Below are 15,032 nucleotides of genomic sequence, written 5' to 3'. Positions count from 1 at the left end.
GCAGTTCTTAAGAAATAATTATGCTTGCTTGTTAAAGGGAGCAAGCAAGTTCGTTACGTAAGCTCATCTGCTTGCGGCGTGTTTCCTTTGATTTGGATAGGGTCAGTCAGTTTGCCTAGCTGATACCAGTCGACTTTGCGGGTGACTAACATGATGCTTGCCAGTACACTAAACAGCAAGATACTACCCATGACGAGGGCATTGTTTTCTGATTGCAGTAATCCGTACAATACTCCATACAATAAGCTTAACGCGGCACCAAAACCGAGACCACGACGCCAGCTGCGCAGAGCATAACTGAGGTAGAAACTGATGAGACTTAAACAGGCTATGCTGGCGATTAAGTAAGCCCACATAAAATGGATATGCTCGGAGAGGCTGACCAACAGCAAGAAGAACAAAACCAAAGCCAAACCGACCAAAGCATATTGCACAGGATGGATAGGCAATTGCTTCAAAATTTCGAACAAGAAAAAGGCAGCAAAACTTAGCGCAACGAATAAGATGCCGTATTTAATCGCGCGATCCGATTGTGAATAGATGTTAATCGGTTCAATTAACGCGACGCCGAAACTGTCAATCGCGCCCACGCTCTGAGCTACCCCAGTTTCCATCGCCTTTTCTTGCGCTTGGCAGCACTCGGTCGCGAGTAATTGTTGCTGCGCATTGCTTGAGAGGGAAGAGATGTTCCAAGTAGCACTGAAGCCATTGGCATCCACCTTTCTTTCTTTTGTCGATGGGAGGAAACGACCAAAGAATTGGGGATGTTGCCACTTAGAGCGCAATGTTACTTGATTATTCTTTGCGATCGGTACGATGGCAAATTGTTCGATACCGTCGATACTGAGTTCTAAAGAGAATTCAATCGCTTGCGCTGCATTGAAATCCATTTTGCCGAGTGGCGCATGAAGTCCGTGCTTGAAGAAGTGCATTTGGCTATTTTGTTGAAACTCGATGTTTCGACCATCCCACTGGATCACGGGAATATTCTTTAAACCTCGCGTATCACTCAAGCCTAGCGATACCATCGGTGCTTCAATCACGAGGCGAGAATTGTTCTTGTCTCGCTGAAATGCAGTCTGATCTGGCAGGTTGAAATTGCCAGTCAAAAGATGTTGTCCACTATAAACCAAGACTTTGTGGATACCCCGATACCGTTGATCCGTGTCTAAATTTGACAGCATCTTTAGTTCATTGGGAAAGACAAACAGGCGTTTGTGCAGAACGCGTTGGCGTTGCACGCTGCGTTTACTCGGGACATCAACGATTTCTTCTTCCTCATAATATTCGCTATAAGGAATGATCATGACGGGGCCTAACAAACTTTGTTGACCGACGGAGTCGGCAGCGATACTCCTTACCGCGTCGTCACGATATCGCAGGCGCGCGTTGATCGTATTTTCGATCATGACAAGTGGAATGCCGATGACCAACATCAATAGGCCTATCGTGAATAGTTTGAAAAACAGTGCTCTTTGCATGTGACTCTCCTAGTTGTGGAACCCGCACTGTAAAGAGTCTGTATGTGCAGAGAATGAAGTTATGCATGACTTTTGTGTGCTGAATGTGAAGTCGATCGCGCAAGTCGAAACGATGAAAAATTACAACAGTTAGCGGTGGCGCGAGCGATGTGGATATCTGATTCGTCGTATCGATTGTTTGTTGACATTCCTTACCTGAGCGAGATAGATGGCGTCGCTCGTTGCACCGAACCGCATTTTTGAATGCTTTGGTTTGATGGTTGGGTGAGTTTGATCGAGCTGTACTCTTGTGGAATTAGCTGGTTGGTGCCAGAATTGTGATCAAGTTATCCAGTATGCTGCGAAATATGGTTAGCGTGTCAGTAGAAGTACTGGTGCCAACCACACACTGACTCTCGGCATTCTTTTTTCATTTTGATCAATTAGTTAGCCAAAAATTCGATATGCAAAGAGTCGATATTGACACCGACGTGCATGAAACAATGCCTTCTGTTGCGCGCCGTATGTTTTGCGCGGTGGCTTACGCTTGTGGATTTTTCGTGGGTATTTCTGTACTCGGTGTTTTTTTGGTGAATGTTGACTGCCAAATTGATGGGAAATGTAGTACCAAAGATCGTGTCATTGATGCGAGCTTGAGTCTAATCTGGCTCAGCGCGAGTGTGTTCGCTGCGTATAAAGCTTGGCGCGGCCAATTGCCTGGTTGTCGCAAACGTGCGCTGAGTTAGTGCTTTCGAACTCGCGTCATACTGCGGTTCCAAAAAGGTCTCTCTTGGCCGTTTGACTAATTGCAATGATTGCTGGATCCGAGAGGCGACGTTCCGTTGTAATCACATAAATTTGCTCAATCACGCTATCAATATCGCCAATCGCAATGACATTATGTTGCTGACAGATGTCGTCGCGCATCGCGCTCGGAGCGAAAAAAAAGCCCGCGCCGGCCGCGCCAAAGGCTTTCATTAAAGCGCCGTCGTCAAATTCACCGACGATTTGTGGACGAATCTGGTGTTCTTCTAACCAACGTAGCAATTTGCCTTGAATTGCGACATCTTCGCCAGGAATTAAAAGTGGTGCCTGATTGAGTCTTTGCGGGAAATCGCCTTTGTATCGTTTCGCAAGTGCTGCTGTCGCAAAGACGGTTAGGCCACATTCGCCCAATAGGTGGTTGTAGGCGCGCACATTCGAGCCCGCCGCTAGAGGCCGATCCGCGATGATGAGGTCAAGTTTGTGCAGCGCGAGTTCGCCCAGTAGTAAATCTAAACGCCCTTCACGGCAATTGATACGCACTGGATCAGATAGATTTAATGCGGGTTGGATGAGGCGATAGGCAATCACCTTCGGTACCGCGTCTGCAATGCCGATACGTAAAGTCCGACGACGCGCATTCATTTCCGTGCGGAGTTCGTCGAGTAATTGATCTCCCGTGTTGAAAATCGTATCGGCGTAGCTGAGAATGCGTTTGCCTGCTTCGGTCAATTCAATATTTCTACCATTTTTTCGGAAAAGCTCGACACCCAGTGTACTCTCGAACTCGTTGATCTGACCGCTTACCGCATGGGCGGTCAGATGGAGTTGCTCAGCTGCTTTAGTGATACTGCCAGTTTTGGCAACCATCCAATAATAGCGTAAGTGCTTGAAATTGAGCGTGCTCAAACTACAACCTCTTTTCTCGTTAAATTTGTTTGCGAAGCTGACTTCGTTGTCGTTGCTGTCGGTTCCGCACCGCTAGGTAGTGGCTGAGATGCCAACCAGTATGGATACAGAGATAGGCCAGGCTCGCTAAGATGGTGGCGAGGATCAACATACCTAATAGCCATGGTGTCCCCAATTCACTGCCCCAATTTAGCCAATTTTGCACAGTCAGGGAAGGCGTGCTCCATTCTACCTCGGGGAAAGCCGGGAGTTGTTTCCAATTACTGACTCCTAAGATGCTTTGCCCAATTCCGTAGGCCGCCATATAAATCGGGACAATGGTGAAAGGGTTCGTCAAGAAAGTTCCGATCAGGGCCATTGGCAAATTGACCTTCAGTATCAACGTGAGTCCGATCGCCGAGATCATTTGTAATGGACCCGGAATCATTCCGCAAAAAACGCCTAGTGCCAAACCCAGCGCTAAACGCTGGCGTTGAACGAGCCATATTTCTGGCATGTTCAAGCGGCCGGTGAAGCGCTGGCTTATCGGTAGATTTTGAATTGTGGCTTGGTTCGGCAGGACCCGCCGAAAAAATTGCTTTAACATGAATCTTAAATGAACTAATAGTGCGTTGCGAGAATTGAGGGTGGCGAAGGCGGGAATTGTGCGCTAGCCTTCGCTGATTTACGCGACGCATAGGCAGCTTGCTCGTCGCGGTATTGGGTTTCTGGATTGGAAAAGATAATTTCCCGAACCTCAATTAAATCCAAGGCCCAACATTCCATTGCGCGAGTAATCAAAATGGCTTCTCCATCACTCATGCGTTCATCGGCATCGACCACCGCGAGCATGATACCGAGCAAGGTTTTCCGTAGCTGGTGATCTTGAATATCCGACAAAATACTGTCTATGCTCGCTTCATCGAGCTCAATTTGGCCGTGATTAATACCCGGAACACATTGCAACATGTCCTCACACAAGACATGTACAATTTTTTCAAATTCTTGTTCTGACATCGCAAGTCGCTCAAGCACACCGTAACGCGCGATGACATCTAACTCTGATTTGTCTAGGCCTCCGTCGACCAACATCGAGAGGGCGATGATACGTGCCATGGCTTCGGGACTATTGGTAGCATACTGTCTCATGATCAGTTTCCTCTATAAAGATCGTTTATGATGGAAGGGAGCGCTCTTGTTCGTCTTGCTCATTTAGTGTCGCGTCTTCGTTTTTCTTCCAATTGTGGTGAAGATGTTCGCGATGCCGTTCGATATGCTTGGCTAACATGCGCTCAGCCCTTTGTGTAGCTTTGTCAATCGCAACGTATAGATCCGCTTCAACATCATCAATAATAATGTCTTGCTTGCCCGCGAGCGGGATCTGAATCAGACAGCGTTTGTCTTCGCCTCCACGAGGGCCATTGATATCGGACAATCGGATAGTGATGCGACGTACATCATCGCCTGCCCAACCTGTCGCGAAACGGATACTCTTCAGTGTATGTTCACGTATTGCATCGGTTAATTCAAAACCGCGCGCTTGTATATCTATCTGCATGTTCATTCTCCAAATGAGTTTCGAAGTGAATCTGACCTAGGTCATGTTGACTCACAAATTCAGTATAGGGGTGCTGTATTCATCATTCAAATCGAATATTGCGCATCAATTCATCGAAAAAACAGATCCTTTAATGTGCGTGATTTTTCGATATTGTTTTTGCGACGATTTAGACGCATCCCTCGAACGTGACCCTCTTATTTGCTTTATGATGCACGCTTCGATCAAGCGAGGATGGCTTAGTACCCACCTTGTTTGCGTTGGCGAAGTGAACAACATTGGACGAATTGAGGTGAACTATGAGTATTGCAAATTGGTGTGTACTGGCAGCGTGTTTTATTCCTATCGTCACGGTGGGTTTTGCGAAGGCTAGCCGCCCTAAGCTGTCGCGTAAGCACGGAGGCTACGACAATGATATGCCGCGTGAATGGGAGTCAAAGCTGAGTGGTTGGCCGCAGCGCGCAATCGCTGCGCAAAATAATGGCTTTGAGGCCTTGCCGCTCTTTATTGCTGGTGTAGTGTTGGCGCAGCAAGCACACGCGAATCAGGCAACGATAGACGGCTTAGCGATGGCCTTTGTGGTACTGCGTTGCGCCTACGTTGCCGCTTATCTCGCGAATCGTAGTAATTTGCGCTCGCTGATATGGTTCGGTGGCGTCGGTTGCAGTGTCGCCTTATTTTTTCAATAATAGTTGAATCAAGATGACGAAAGAAAAGAAACAACAATTGCTTTTTGCATTGATCATGTCCATGTTCATGGCATTTTGTATGTCGGGTATTTTGACTGCAGTGAATACTGGATTGGGTGGCGCTTTTATTCTGCGTTGGCTGCATGCATTTCTGGTCGCATGGGCATGCGCTTTTCCATTGGTGCTATTGTTCGCCCCGGTGACGCGTAAACTGGTCGCGCGCTTAGCCTCTTAGTGCGATCCTGAACCGTTTCCTGCACTAGATTTTCTAAGCACGACGACCAAGCTTTGTACCGCTTGGTCGTCCTCATAGCGACCGATTGTCACCTCAGAATAGGTGAATTGAAGACCATGCTCTGTAGCGATTCGTTGTAGATAGTCTTGTGTGTGGGCATAGCGTTGCGAGTTTTGCAAATAGACGTCGTCACGTGTTGACAGTTCTACAGAAAATACGCAATGTCCCGCTGTGTTGAGGCAACGACTAATTTGCTGAAAGACTGGCTGAAGATCACCGAAATACACTAGAACATCCGCTGCGACGATCAAATCATATCGCCTGTTGGTGTGTGTCAAAAAGTGTACGATGTCGTCGCACACCAAAGCATCGTATAAGCTGCGCTCCGCGGCTTTTGCGAGCATATTGTTAGATAGGTCGACGCCATGCAATTCTTGCGAAATTGGCCTTAGGAACGTTCCACACAATCCCGTACCGCAACCCAAGTCTAGGCAATACGGATGCTCTGCAATCCCTGTGCTATGAAGCGCCTTCTCGATCGCTTGTGGTATTTGATACTTCAGTTGCGTTTGCAAGTGCGTATCAAAATGGGCCGCATATTGATCAAATAGTTCCCGGATATAGGTTTGTGGTGCACTGGCGGGCATGCTAATCCCATCGAGGCTCGCAAGATGGAAACGTAGTTGTTCCCGATGTGATGGGTCGTTGCAATGGGTTAGTGCATGTTGATAGTGAACAATCGCCTGTTGATTATTCTGCAGAGCTCGATACAGATGACCTGCTTGTAAATTCGCTGATACGAAATTTGGCCGTAAAGCGAGGGCTTGTAGAAAATCATCAAGTGCCTCGTCCAGTTTATTCATTCTGGATAAGACCAAGCCACGGTTGGTATAGATACTCGCAAGCTTCGCTGCCATTGAGGACGATGCCGCTTCACTCGCGGTGGGTTTGCATGCTGATGCGATCGCTTGATTGTAGGCAGTCAGTGCGTCGTCGTATTGGAACGTGAGTTGTAAGCTGAGTCCACGCCCAAAGAGCGCATCGATATCGTTTGCTCGCAATCTCAATACATCGGAAAAATCTTGCAGTGCAAGCGTATGCTCGGCGATTTCTTGCAAACACAAAGCGCGGTTTAGGTAGGCTTCAGGATAGTTAAGTTGATAGTCCATCGCCCGCGTATAGCTATCAATGGCTTCTTGAAAACGCCCCATTGCACGCAGCGTATTCCCACGATTATTCCAAGCAAGTGCATAATCGGCTTGCAAAGTAACAGCGCTTTCATAACAGCGTAGTGCTTGTTCCCATTTCCCCATTTCCTGAAAACAGGCGCCGAGATTGCAATGCGCCTTTGGCTGACTTGGATTAACAAAGATTGCTTTGCCCAAGAAATTCAGTGCGCTTTGCAGATCACCACGCTGTTTAGCAATCACACCAATCAAATGCAAAGCGTCAAATTGATCTGGATCTTGTTGCAAAACCTGGACATACAAATCTTCCGCTTGCTGCAAGCGTCCTTGTTGGTGGTGTTGAATGGCTTGTTGTAGCAAGTGAGAAATAGGTGTTGACATGCTCGATATTGAAAATCACAGTCGATTTTTCTTGCGAATGAAAAAAAGATACGTGGGTGACAGTTTATAACACCCAGCGTCGCAAAATGAAACCTTATAATTGCCTTTCTGTGTAAGAAGTTTCGACGATGAATTCAACTCGTGACCTTTCTGGCTTGCCAGATATCACGCGAATTGAACCGGAATGGGCGCTACGTCATCGTCTATTTTGGCGACATCCAAGGGAGATTGGCAAAGGCAAAGATCATTGCCTCCGATAGCTGAGGTCACGACAATGTTAGGGGCGAAAAATGAGTGAAAAGAAATGGGCAGTTTTGTTTGTCTGCATGGGAAATATCTGCCGTTCTCCAACTGCGGAGGGGGTATTTCGAGACAAAGTCACTGCAGCTGGTCGGTCTTCTGCATTCTTGATCGATTCGGCAGGCACCCACGCTTATCATGTTGGTGAGCCGCCCGATCCTCGCTCGCAAGAATTTGCAGGCAAGCGCGGAATCGATCTGTCAAATCAGCGTGCTCGCCAAGTGAATCCTCAAGATTTTGAGCGATTTGATAGGATAGTCGCGATGGACAAAGACAATCTACGCAATTTACTGCAACAATGTCCGCCATCACAGCGCCATAAATTGTCATTGATGATGTCTTACGCGAAGCAGAGCCCATCGGATGTTGTGCCTGATCCGTATTATGGTGGTGCGCGCGGATTTGACACCGTGCTAGATTATATTGAAGATGCGGCAGATGGGCTGCTTGCGGAATTACTCACGGAGTGACGCCCCGACTGGCTCGCACAGTGAGGCTGAGTAATTCCGCGCCAAATTAAGGTAAATCGAGACTATTGATTGCTAGTGCAATGAAATCTACGGTATTGGCAGATGGGATTTGCGTCGCAATCGTGGCGGATCGATCGTTTGTTGGAAGTGCATAAAACGAGCTAATTAGTCTTACTTTGACGGTATGAGCTGGCAGACCGGCAGGAAGGCGAAACACCAATCTCACCCCTTCAGCAGGCATCGCATGCACGCTGCTGAACCAGTTGTCTTTGCTTGTGCGACTCAGTGTCTGACCTTGCAATTCGGCGCTTAAGACAGGGCTGCCTTCGATCTGAATACGGGTATTACTTGCATGGCTATCCTGACGTAGCAGCAGCCGCACTTGACGTTCGACCGTTCCTTCGTGTTCGATAGTTTGGTCGGATTCGATTTCGATGCTGGGTGCGACTAGACCTGCATCAGACGCTGGATTAACCCAATATGGCCAATTCGCGCGAGGAATACCCTTACCAAATAACTCTGGCTGCGTTTGACGCACGCTGTCTGCTTTAAACATACGTAGCTTAGTACGGTCGAGTACTTGATTTGGGCTTAGCCAAACATATTGCTTCGTTTGTGGGTATGCGACATAGATTAATTGGGGCGGGATGGGATAGGCTTCGTGATAGGCCGCGGTGGCTTGTGCGCCTAAGCCGAATGCACTGACACTGGCCATCATGGTCGCAAGGACAATCCATTTTGCTTTGATTGCCGATATTAGTCTGTCTAACAAGGGTGACAGTAAGCCAAGGCAAATGATGAAAAGAATCACGGGTACAGCAATCAAGTGAAATCCGAGTGCCACGTTGAATAAGAGAATTAATGGCGCAAACAGGACGAGCATGAAAGCACTTCCGGCAAAGATAATCCATCCGCTTGCAAGCGATTCAGCTTGACTAGCGTCAGTCGATTGACGCCGAGAAAAATAGAGAGATAGCAGCAGAGACAGTATGACAAATAGCAGTGGCCATGCGAACAGAAAACTCGCGCCGGGGAATCGGATACTGGTCAACGCGAGGAGTATGATCCAGATGAAACTTGTTCCCAGTGTCCATTCGGATGATCGTATCCAGCGGCTTAGGAACTGTTTTGCTACACCGAAGAGAAGCAGGCTCGCGAGCATGATGCCGAGTAAATAGAAATGCCCTGGATCCTGATCGTGCATGTCCAAATAACTAGGCAAAGCCTGAATCAGCTGATTCCAGATCAACTGCACGGACCATCCAATTCCGCCCGTGAGGACGAGAAATGCAGTTGCAGAGGCAAGAACCCGAGTGTATCGAATCGATTCACGTTGGCGCCAATACCATACGCAACTTATCCACAATAAAGTAATGAATAGAGCCAGAGGCAGTGCATAGCTAACTGGATAATGCAGCAAACCCAGTCCTGGAAAATTGAAGTAGATGCTGTCCGTGCCAGATAATTGATTTAAATCTTGTTCGCCGAAGTACTTGAGTAATTGCAGCATCATCTCGCCTTGTTGCTGCTGCGAGGCTGGACTGATCAGCTCGGATCGATCGTATCGCGTATGATAGCTCGACAGATTTTGTATCATCGCAAAATTTAAACCCGGAATGCCGCGTTGACGGAAAACGGTAAAATCGGTGTCGTTGGGAAGTGCCTTATAGACTTCGTACATGACGGAATTACTCACCACTGTGGGAACTGCTTGAGCTAAGCCAGCGATCAATTTGGCGTTCCCCATCGATGGCTCAAACATTAGTACGGGCCCAGCGTTGCCACGATTATCGAAGTTCAAAACCATCCCGACCTCAGCCATCCATGGATGTGCCTGCGCAAATCCAGAGGCCCCAAGCAATCCGGCTTCTTCCCCGTCGCTCAGTAAAACTAGCACGTCATTGAGTAGTGGGCCTTGTGACTTGAGTGCGCGTAAGGATTGCAAAATAGAGACCACAGACACCCCATCATCACTAGCGCCAAAACTCATCGGTACCGCATCATAGTGGGCGACCAATAGTAGCGATTTTTTGGTGGGTGCAAGTTTGCTTGAATCGGTTTGATGCCCCGCTAGCCGTCCCGGTAGACGAACCAGAATATTCTCGACTTGACCATTCGATGTGCCCTTTTCGAAACTGGCAAAATGCCTCTGTATTTCAGGAACGAGCCCGATCGCGCGAATCTCCTCGATCAGATAATCGCGTACCCGCGCATGCGCTTTACTGCCGATAGGGTGACGTTCACGAGTGATCTGATGCAACTGGCTTTGCGCCGATTTCAGCGAAAATCCAAGCTGGGTAGAGCGTTCTTCAGTGTGCAATACGGGTTGTAGATGCTGTAACGAGAAGCGAATCAACAAAATGATGGCAAACAAGATTGCGAGCGAAGACCAAGCCTGACGTGATGAAAGATAGGGCGAAAAACGCATGAATCACCTCCAAAGTGGGAGATGTCATTCTGACCCAAAAGCGGCGCTCTGCAAACACAATCGCGGATTTCAAGAGGTTTCGAGCCGGTCAAACAACAATCTCTGTTGCATCCCAGCCAGCAGTGGTGATACTGGTGCCAACTTGCTATGGTCGATTAGCTGAGCAGACATCGCTTGGGCGATATAGTCCATATCATGTGTGCTTATTTCGATAAGTCCAAAGCGAAAGGCATACCCCCAGTTTTGCCTTCCGCGCGTCAGGTCGAGTTGCGATAACAGAGGTAAGATTGAAGCGACTCGCGAGATATGCCACACCACATCTCGTCGAAAAGGAAAGAAGTCTGCTGACATCGATACTTGGTAGGCTTGCCCCCCAATCACAGTGGCAATTGCGGTAAAACTTTGTAGACGGTTTGCGCGATGGGACGATCCCTCATAGCAATGCGTCGGGGAATACATGACGACGCGATCACCCGCTTGGATACGACGGAGTGGCGCCAATTTACCGTGGCAGACTTGGATAAAGCCTTGTTCGACACCCCGTGCGACGTGGTCCGCCGAGGCGACGGCGATCCAATTTTTGGGCTTTCTCATGGGTGGCTACCCGGTGCGAAGACCCGTAGACGATGGCCGTCGGGATCTAGTCCAACGAAAGTAAAACCGAAATCCATTTGACAGGGCGCTTGAATCAAAACTATCCCGCGCTCTTGCCAATCGATGGCCCATTCCTCAACCGTTTGTTGGTTGGCGACAGCGAAAGCCAATTCATGTGCGCCAGCAGCTGCCTGCACGCGAGGTAAGGCGGCATGTTTGGACCAAAGGCCTAGCATTAGTCCCGAGTCCAATCCAAAAAGAGAGAAAGTCGGCGATGATTCGATCGCGTGTAGGTTCAATAGATCCGCATAAAAATGGGTACTTAGAATGGGATTGTCGACATACAGAAGAATGAAATTGGGTTGTGGCATGAATAGATTCCGATCAAGTGGTTGTGAGCTTAAGTACGTAAGGTCTTTAGCGTATTTACTGTACCTGCTTGATCGTAGTGTATTGCGTGCTACTGTCAGAATTTGTCAGTAGTGATTCCTTCTTGCATTTTCCATTCTTTGAGGAGTGCTTGTCGACGTTTGGGATATCGCAATGGGTAGACTTCAAAAGAAGTAATGCGGTCGGTACGGAAGTGTCGTATCTCTTGGCGCAATTCACACCAAGCAATTAAGATGCGTACATGCTCAAAATAGCCTAAGGCAAATGGCCAAACCATACGTCGACTCGACTTTCCCTGACCATCCCGATAGGCCAGTTGCAACTTGTGTTCGCTCCTGATTGTTGCCCGTATTAGAGGTAAGGCCGTATCGAAATCGCTTGAGTGTGGATCGGGACCAGCGAGTAGGGGTGTCGTATCGAGTAGATGACGTAAATCTGCGGGTAATACAGCGGCAATTTTTTGTAATGCTTGACGGGCAGCCAAACCTAAATGCTGGTCAGCGCGCTCAGCGACCCAACGTGATCCAAGGACTAAGGCTTCGATTTCTTCTTCGGAAAACATCAGCGGCGGCAGCATGAAACCTGGCTTTAAGACGTAGCCGAGGCCAGGTTCTCCGATAATGCTCGCCCCCTGTTCTTGTAAGCTGGCGATATCACGATAGAGGGTACGAATGCTGATGTGTAGCTCCCGCGCCAAATTTTCTCCAGTTACGGGAAAACGATGATTGCGCAGAATTTGTAAAAGGTCGAGTAAACGTTTGGTCCGGGACATGATTTGCGGTGATCGACAGAGAGCTATGCCATGCAGCGATTTCTGCTCGAATAAGATAGGTGGAGATCTACTGCCAAATCATGACAGTATTTGTCGATGGATTCAAGTATGGAATGAGTTTGTTCTCCTTCGGAAGTATGCGAATTCTGTCTCTAAGAAAAAAGGCGTCATACCGAACGGTCTGACGCCTAATTTAGTTAGGGGGGCGAGGGATGTGTGAAATTATTTAGCTTGGCTACCTAATGTTTGATGCATCACATCGTGCTTGAGTTCGCCTTCCCAATGTGACACCACCACGGTTGCAACTCCGTTGCCAATGAAGTTGGTTAATGCACGTGCTTCTGACATGAAGCGATCGATACCTAAAATGAGAGCAAGCCCTGCTACGGGAATCGTTGGAATCACGGCCAAGGTTGCAGCCAAGGTAATGAAACCAGCGCCAGTCACACCCGAGGCACCTTTTGAAGTTAGCATCGCGACTGCTAACATGGTTAATTCTTGTGTGAGTGTCAGTTCGATATTGAGCGCCTGTGCAACAAAAATCGCTGCCATTGTCATGTAAATATTTGTACCGTCAAGGTTGAATGAGTAGCCAGAGGGAATGACCAAACCCACCACGGATTTCGAACAGCCCAATTTTTCCAGCTTGTTCATGAGGGGAACCAAAGCGGACTCTGAAGACGAGGTGCCTAGGACGGTGAGCAATTCTTCTTTGATATAGGCAATGAAGCGGAAAATGTTAAAGCCGACAAATTTTGCAATCAACCCCAACACAATCACGACAAATAAGACGCAGGTGAGATAAAAACTTCCCATCAATGCCGCTAAAGGTTTAAGAGAAGCGATGCCATACTTACCAATCGTAAATGCCATTGCTGCGCCTGCACCGATCGGTGCCAGTTTCATAATGACGTTCATCATGCCAAAGAAAATATGCGAGGCTTCTTCGATGAACAGATGTACCGCTTGTCCTGTTTTGCCCATACGCATCATGGCGTAACCGAACAAGATCGCGACCAATAATACTTGCAATAAGTCACCCGAACCCGTGAATGCATCGGTAAAAGTCTTAGGAATAATATGCAATAAGAAATCGACCGTGCTTTGATCATGTGCCGCTTTGGCGTAAGTGGCGACTGCTTTACCATCGAGTGTTGCAGGATCGACATTAAAGCCGGCACCAGGACGCAAGAGGTTCACCACAATCAGACCAATTGCCAAAGCGAGCGTGGAGACAACCTCAAAGTAAATTAAGGCTTTGCCTCCGACCCGACCGACTTTTTTCATATCGCCCGCGCCTGCGATACCGAGTACGACCGTACAGAAAATGACTGGACTGATCAGCATCTTGACCAAAGCGATAAAGCCATCTCCTAGAGGTTTAAGTTTCACTGCATTTGTCGCGTCGAGAAAGCCATAGAGGCCCCCACAAAAAATCGCTACTAAAACCCAGAAATAGAGGTGTCCGGTCATCCGTTTCATATTTGTCTCCTGATCTTGATAAGTGCCGTATGCGCAACTGTTATCGTGATAGCAGGCGGTCTGGCAAAATTGGAATGCGCATAGTGCTTCTGGATTACATCGTGACAGCTGCACCGCTTCTTCTGCGCATTCCGAGGTTCGCATTATCAAGTTGCCTTGGACCAGCGTCTATTGTGGATAACCGCAATGCGGTGTCTGCTTACGCCGCTCATTTCGCAGTTCAAGCCGCAAACCCGTCGCTTCATCGCTTTCCTCTTTAGAAAGCGTTTTGACAAATTTATAGTGTCGACATGCATCCCGCATCGCCGTATTGAATCAGCTTAGGCGGCGGGTGAAGGTTTTCATTTTTTTTGAATCGATGCACCGTCGACCGCTTGGCTCTGACAAGCGGAGAGGTGTTCTAGTTACCCATCATTTTTTTGAAGGAATTTAGCATGCGTACTATTTTTGCACTTTGTTCTATTTTGGCGTTTTCTGGTTGCGCAATTATCATTGCACCGGATGGCAATGATGCGCGTTTCGAAACGGCATGGAGTAACAATGCCATTAAAGGGAACGGTGAGGTTATGACCGATAAACGCCAAGTGAATGGTGTTGCAGGACTCAGCGTCAGCGGCCCCCTGCAAGTTGAAGTGCGAATTGGTTCGGCTCCGAGTTTAGAAATTTCGGCGGATAGCAATTTACTTAATTTGGTTCAAACGCAAGTCGATGGTGCTACACAAAGAATTTGGATCGATGAGAAAATTAGTAGTAATAATCCAATTCGCGTGGTCTATACCGTACCGACCTTGAATGATCTCAATACGAATGGTTCTGGGCGCTTGTCTGTGGTTGGTTTAAACGGTGGCAATATTCAGGTTCGGAATAACGGCTCTCGCAGTATTACTTTAGACGGGCGAGTTGCCAGTTTAAACCTGTTGAACTCGGGTTCCGGCAGTATCAATGCCCTAGGATTGAATAGTGCAGATGTAAATGTGAATTTGCAAGGTTCGGGCTCATTGAATTTGGGGCCAGTCAATGGCAATGAATTGCGCGTTTCAGTGAATGGGTCGGGCTCAGCAAATGCCAGTGGCAATGTGCGTCAGTTGATCGTCAGTACGCACGGTTCGGGATCCGCGCAATTGTCCGCTGTAAAAAGTTTAAACGCAGATTTGAGTAGCCACGGCTCTGGTTCAGTCAGTGCGAGTGTTTCACAAAGTGTTGTTGCACAGACTAATGGTTCTGGTAGTGTGAATATTTATGGCAATCCCGTACAACGGAATGTCAATGGTCGCCGCGTGAATTTTATTTATTGATGGAGGGATGCGTCAGCGCTATTTTGATGTCATGACGCTGCCCCGATCGATGGCGAAAGAGTTTTCTTTCGCCATTTTTGTTTTTTGATGACAACATAATAAAAATACACCAAAAAGTTCGAGTAAGATGACTCACATTCT

Annotated in this window: 17 protein-coding genes; 6 read left to right on the top strand and 11 right to left on the bottom strand. The window is 47.9% G+C overall.

Annotated elements, in window-relative coordinates; genetic code table 11:
- Positions 1-53 precede the first annotated feature (53 nt).
- The gene (gene creD, locus KDM90_RS11085) at positions 54-1,481 is read right to left on the bottom strand and encodes a cell envelope integrity protein CreD (RefSeq protein WP_212675669.1); all 1,428 of its coding nucleotides are present in this window, start codon (positions 1,479-1,481) and stop codon (positions 54-56) included.
- A 443-nt stretch (positions 1,482-1,924) separates the two neighbouring features.
- On the opposite strand from creD, the gene KDM90_RS11080 reads away from it, so the two are divergent.
- On the top strand, positions 1,925-2,206 hold the full coding sequence (locus KDM90_RS11080) for a hypothetical protein (RefSeq protein WP_212675668.1): 282 nt from the start codon (positions 1,925-1,927) through the stop codon (positions 2,204-2,206).
- Between the two features lie 16 nt (positions 2,207-2,222).
- Here the strand turns inward: KDM90_RS11080 and nhaR are convergent, their stop codons facing one another.
- The 4 genes from nhaR to KDM90_RS11060 are packed head-to-tail and all read right to left on the bottom strand — an operon-like array spanning position 2,223 to position 4,668.
- Positions 2,223-3,131, bottom strand: a complete 909-nt coding sequence (gene nhaR / locus KDM90_RS11075; protein ID WP_212675667.1) for a transcriptional activator NhaR — start codon at positions 3,129-3,131, stop codon at positions 2,223-2,225.
- A gap of 19 nt (positions 3,132-3,150) precedes the next feature.
- Positions 3,151-3,717 (bottom strand): DUF2062 domain-containing protein, encoded by a 567-nt coding sequence (locus KDM90_RS11070; protein WP_212675666.1) that lies wholly within the window; start codon positions 3,715-3,717, stop codon positions 3,151-3,153.
- 14 nt (positions 3,718-3,731) lie between these two features.
- Positions 3,732-4,259: a tellurite resistance TerB family protein gene (locus KDM90_RS11065; protein ID WP_212675665.1), complete on the bottom strand. Its 528-nt coding sequence runs from the start codon at positions 4,257-4,259 to the stop codon at positions 3,732-3,734.
- Between the two features lie 25 nt (positions 4,260-4,284).
- Positions 4,285-4,668: an HPF/RaiA family ribosome-associated protein gene (locus KDM90_RS11060; protein WP_212675664.1), complete on the bottom strand. Its 384-nt coding sequence runs from the start codon at positions 4,666-4,668 to the stop codon at positions 4,285-4,287.
- Positions 4,669-4,967: 299 nt separating this feature from the next.
- Between KDM90_RS11060 and KDM90_RS11055 the strand changes: the two genes are divergently transcribed.
- Both KDM90_RS11055 and KDM90_RS11050 read left to right on the top strand, forming a co-directional pair.
- On the top strand, positions 4,968-5,357 hold the full coding sequence (locus KDM90_RS11055) for an MAPEG family protein (RefSeq protein ID WP_212675663.1): 390 nt from the start codon (positions 4,968-4,970) through the stop codon (positions 5,355-5,357).
- 13 nt (positions 5,358-5,370) lie between these two features.
- Positions 5,371-5,592: a DUF2798 domain-containing protein gene (locus tag KDM90_RS11050; protein WP_212675662.1), complete on the top strand. Its 222-nt coding sequence runs from the start codon at positions 5,371-5,373 to the stop codon at positions 5,590-5,592.
- On the opposite strand, the gene KDM90_RS11045 is transcribed toward KDM90_RS11050, so the two are convergent.
- Positions 5,589-7,160, bottom strand: a complete 1,572-nt coding sequence (locus tag KDM90_RS11045; RefSeq protein WP_212675661.1) for a tetratricopeptide repeat protein — start codon at positions 7,158-7,160, stop codon at positions 5,589-5,591. The genes KDM90_RS11050 and KDM90_RS11045 overlap by 4 nt on opposite strands.
- 128 nt (positions 7,161-7,288) lie before the next feature.
- Between KDM90_RS11045 and KDM90_RS18155 the strand changes: the two genes are divergently transcribed.
- The gene (locus KDM90_RS18155) at positions 7,289-7,420 is read left to right on the top strand and encodes a hypothetical protein (RefSeq protein ID WP_268977746.1); all 132 of its coding nucleotides are present in this window, start codon (positions 7,289-7,291) and stop codon (positions 7,418-7,420) included.
- 30 nt (positions 7,421-7,450) lie between these two features.
- Complete coding sequence (locus KDM90_RS11040; protein ID WP_212675660.1) at positions 7,451-7,930, top strand: low molecular weight protein-tyrosine-phosphatase; 480 nt, start codon at positions 7,451-7,453, stop codon at positions 7,928-7,930.
- Positions 7,931-7,976: 46 nt separating this feature from the next.
- Here the strand turns inward: KDM90_RS11040 and KDM90_RS11035 are convergent, their stop codons facing one another.
- From KDM90_RS11035 to KDM90_RS11015, 5 genes are all read right to left on the bottom strand, one after another.
- Positions 7,977-10,358, bottom strand: coding sequence for a M28 family peptidase (locus KDM90_RS11035; protein WP_212675659.1), 2,382 nt, complete (start codon positions 10,356-10,358; stop codon positions 7,977-7,979).
- A gap of 69 nt (positions 10,359-10,427) precedes the next feature.
- On the bottom strand, positions 10,428-10,952 hold the full coding sequence (locus KDM90_RS11030; RefSeq protein WP_212675658.1) for an EVE domain-containing protein: 525 nt from the start codon (positions 10,950-10,952) through the stop codon (positions 10,428-10,430).
- Positions 10,949-11,323, bottom strand: coding sequence for a VOC family protein (locus tag KDM90_RS11025; RefSeq protein ID WP_212675657.1), 375 nt, complete (start codon positions 11,321-11,323; stop codon positions 10,949-10,951). The genes KDM90_RS11030 and KDM90_RS11025 overlap by 4 nt, the downstream gene beginning before the upstream one ends.
- Positions 11,324-11,418: 95 nt before the next feature.
- A complete protein-coding gene (locus KDM90_RS11020) occupies positions 11,419-12,114 on the bottom strand; it encodes a helix-turn-helix transcriptional regulator (protein WP_212675656.1) in 696 nt (231 codons plus the stop codon).
- A 222-nt stretch (positions 12,115-12,336) separates the two neighbouring features.
- Positions 12,337-13,596 carry a dicarboxylate/amino acid:cation symporter gene (locus tag KDM90_RS11015; RefSeq protein WP_212675655.1) on the bottom strand — a complete coding sequence of 420 codons (1,260 nt, stop codon included), beginning with the start codon at positions 13,594-13,596 and terminating at the stop codon, positions 12,337-12,339.
- Positions 13,597-14,030: 434 nt separating this feature from the next.
- Between KDM90_RS11015 and KDM90_RS11010 the strand changes: the two genes are divergently transcribed.
- The gene (locus tag KDM90_RS11010) at positions 14,031-14,891 is read left to right on the top strand and encodes a GIN domain-containing protein (protein WP_212675654.1); all 861 of its coding nucleotides are present in this window, start codon (positions 14,031-14,033) and stop codon (positions 14,889-14,891) included.
- Positions 14,892-15,032: the final 141 nt, after the last annotated feature.

The organism is Affinundibacterium fentianense (genome assembly GCF_018139545.1).
In the GTDB taxonomy this organism is placed as follows: Bacteria; Pseudomonadota; Gammaproteobacteria; order Burkholderiales; family Burkholderiaceae_D; genus Undibacterium; species Undibacterium fentianense.
This window is presented reverse-complemented; position numbering and strand designations above follow the sequence as displayed.

What these genes read in the sequence shown, in the direction of transcription:
- creD (WP_212675669.1), bottom strand. Translation starts at nt 1,481, where the DNA reads ATGCAAAGAGCACTGTTTTTCAAACTATTCACGATAGGCCTATTGATG.
- KDM90_RS11080 (WP_212675668.1), top strand. Translation starts at nt 1,925, where the DNA reads ATGCAAAGAGTCGATATTGACACCGACGTGCATGAAACAATGCCTTCT.
- KDM90_RS11070 (WP_212675666.1), bottom strand. Translation starts at nt 3,717, where the DNA reads ATGTTAAAGCAATTTTTTCGGCGGGTCCTGCCGAACCAAGCCACAATT.
- KDM90_RS11065 (WP_212675665.1), bottom strand. Translation starts at nt 4,259, where the DNA reads ATGAGACAGTATGCTACCAATAGTCCCGAAGCCATGGCACGTATCATC.
- KDM90_RS11060 (WP_212675664.1), bottom strand. Translation starts at nt 4,668, where the DNA reads ATGCAGATAGATATACAAGCGCGCGGTTTTGAATTAACCGATGCAATA.
- KDM90_RS11055 (WP_212675663.1), top strand. Translation starts at nt 4,968, where the DNA reads ATGAGTATTGCAAATTGGTGTGTACTGGCAGCGTGTTTTATTCCTATC.
- KDM90_RS11050 (WP_212675662.1), top strand. Translation starts at nt 5,371, where the DNA reads ATGACGAAAGAAAAGAAACAACAATTGCTTTTTGCATTGATCATGTCC.
- KDM90_RS11045 (WP_212675661.1), bottom strand. Translation starts at nt 7,160, where the DNA reads ATGTCAACACCTATTTCTCACTTGCTACAACAAGCCATTCAACACCAC.
- KDM90_RS18155 (WP_268977746.1), top strand. Translation starts at nt 7,289, where the DNA reads ATGAATTCAACTCGTGACCTTTCTGGCTTGCCAGATATCACGCGAATT.
- KDM90_RS11040 (WP_212675660.1), top strand. Translation starts at nt 7,451, where the DNA reads ATGAGTGAAAAGAAATGGGCAGTTTTGTTTGTCTGCATGGGAAATATC.
- KDM90_RS11035 (WP_212675659.1), bottom strand. Translation starts at nt 10,358, where the DNA reads ATGCGTTTTTCGCCCTATCTTTCATCACGTCAGGCTTGGTCTTCGCTC.
- KDM90_RS11030 (WP_212675658.1), bottom strand. Translation starts at nt 10,952, where the DNA reads ATGAGAAAGCCCAAAAATTGGATCGCCGTCGCCTCGGCGGACCACGTC.
- KDM90_RS11025 (WP_212675657.1), bottom strand. Translation starts at nt 11,323, where the DNA reads ATGCCACAACCCAATTTCATTCTTCTGTATGTCGACAATCCCATTCTA.
- KDM90_RS11020 (WP_212675656.1), bottom strand. Translation starts at nt 12,114, where the DNA reads ATGTCCCGGACCAAACGTTTACTCGACCTTTTACAAATTCTGCGCAAT.
- KDM90_RS11015 (WP_212675655.1), bottom strand. Translation starts at nt 13,596, where the DNA reads ATGAAACGGATGACCGGACACCTCTATTTCTGGGTTTTAGTAGCGATT.
- KDM90_RS11010 (WP_212675654.1), top strand. Translation starts at nt 14,031, where the DNA reads ATGCGTACTATTTTTGCACTTTGTTCTATTTTGGCGTTTTCTGGTTGC.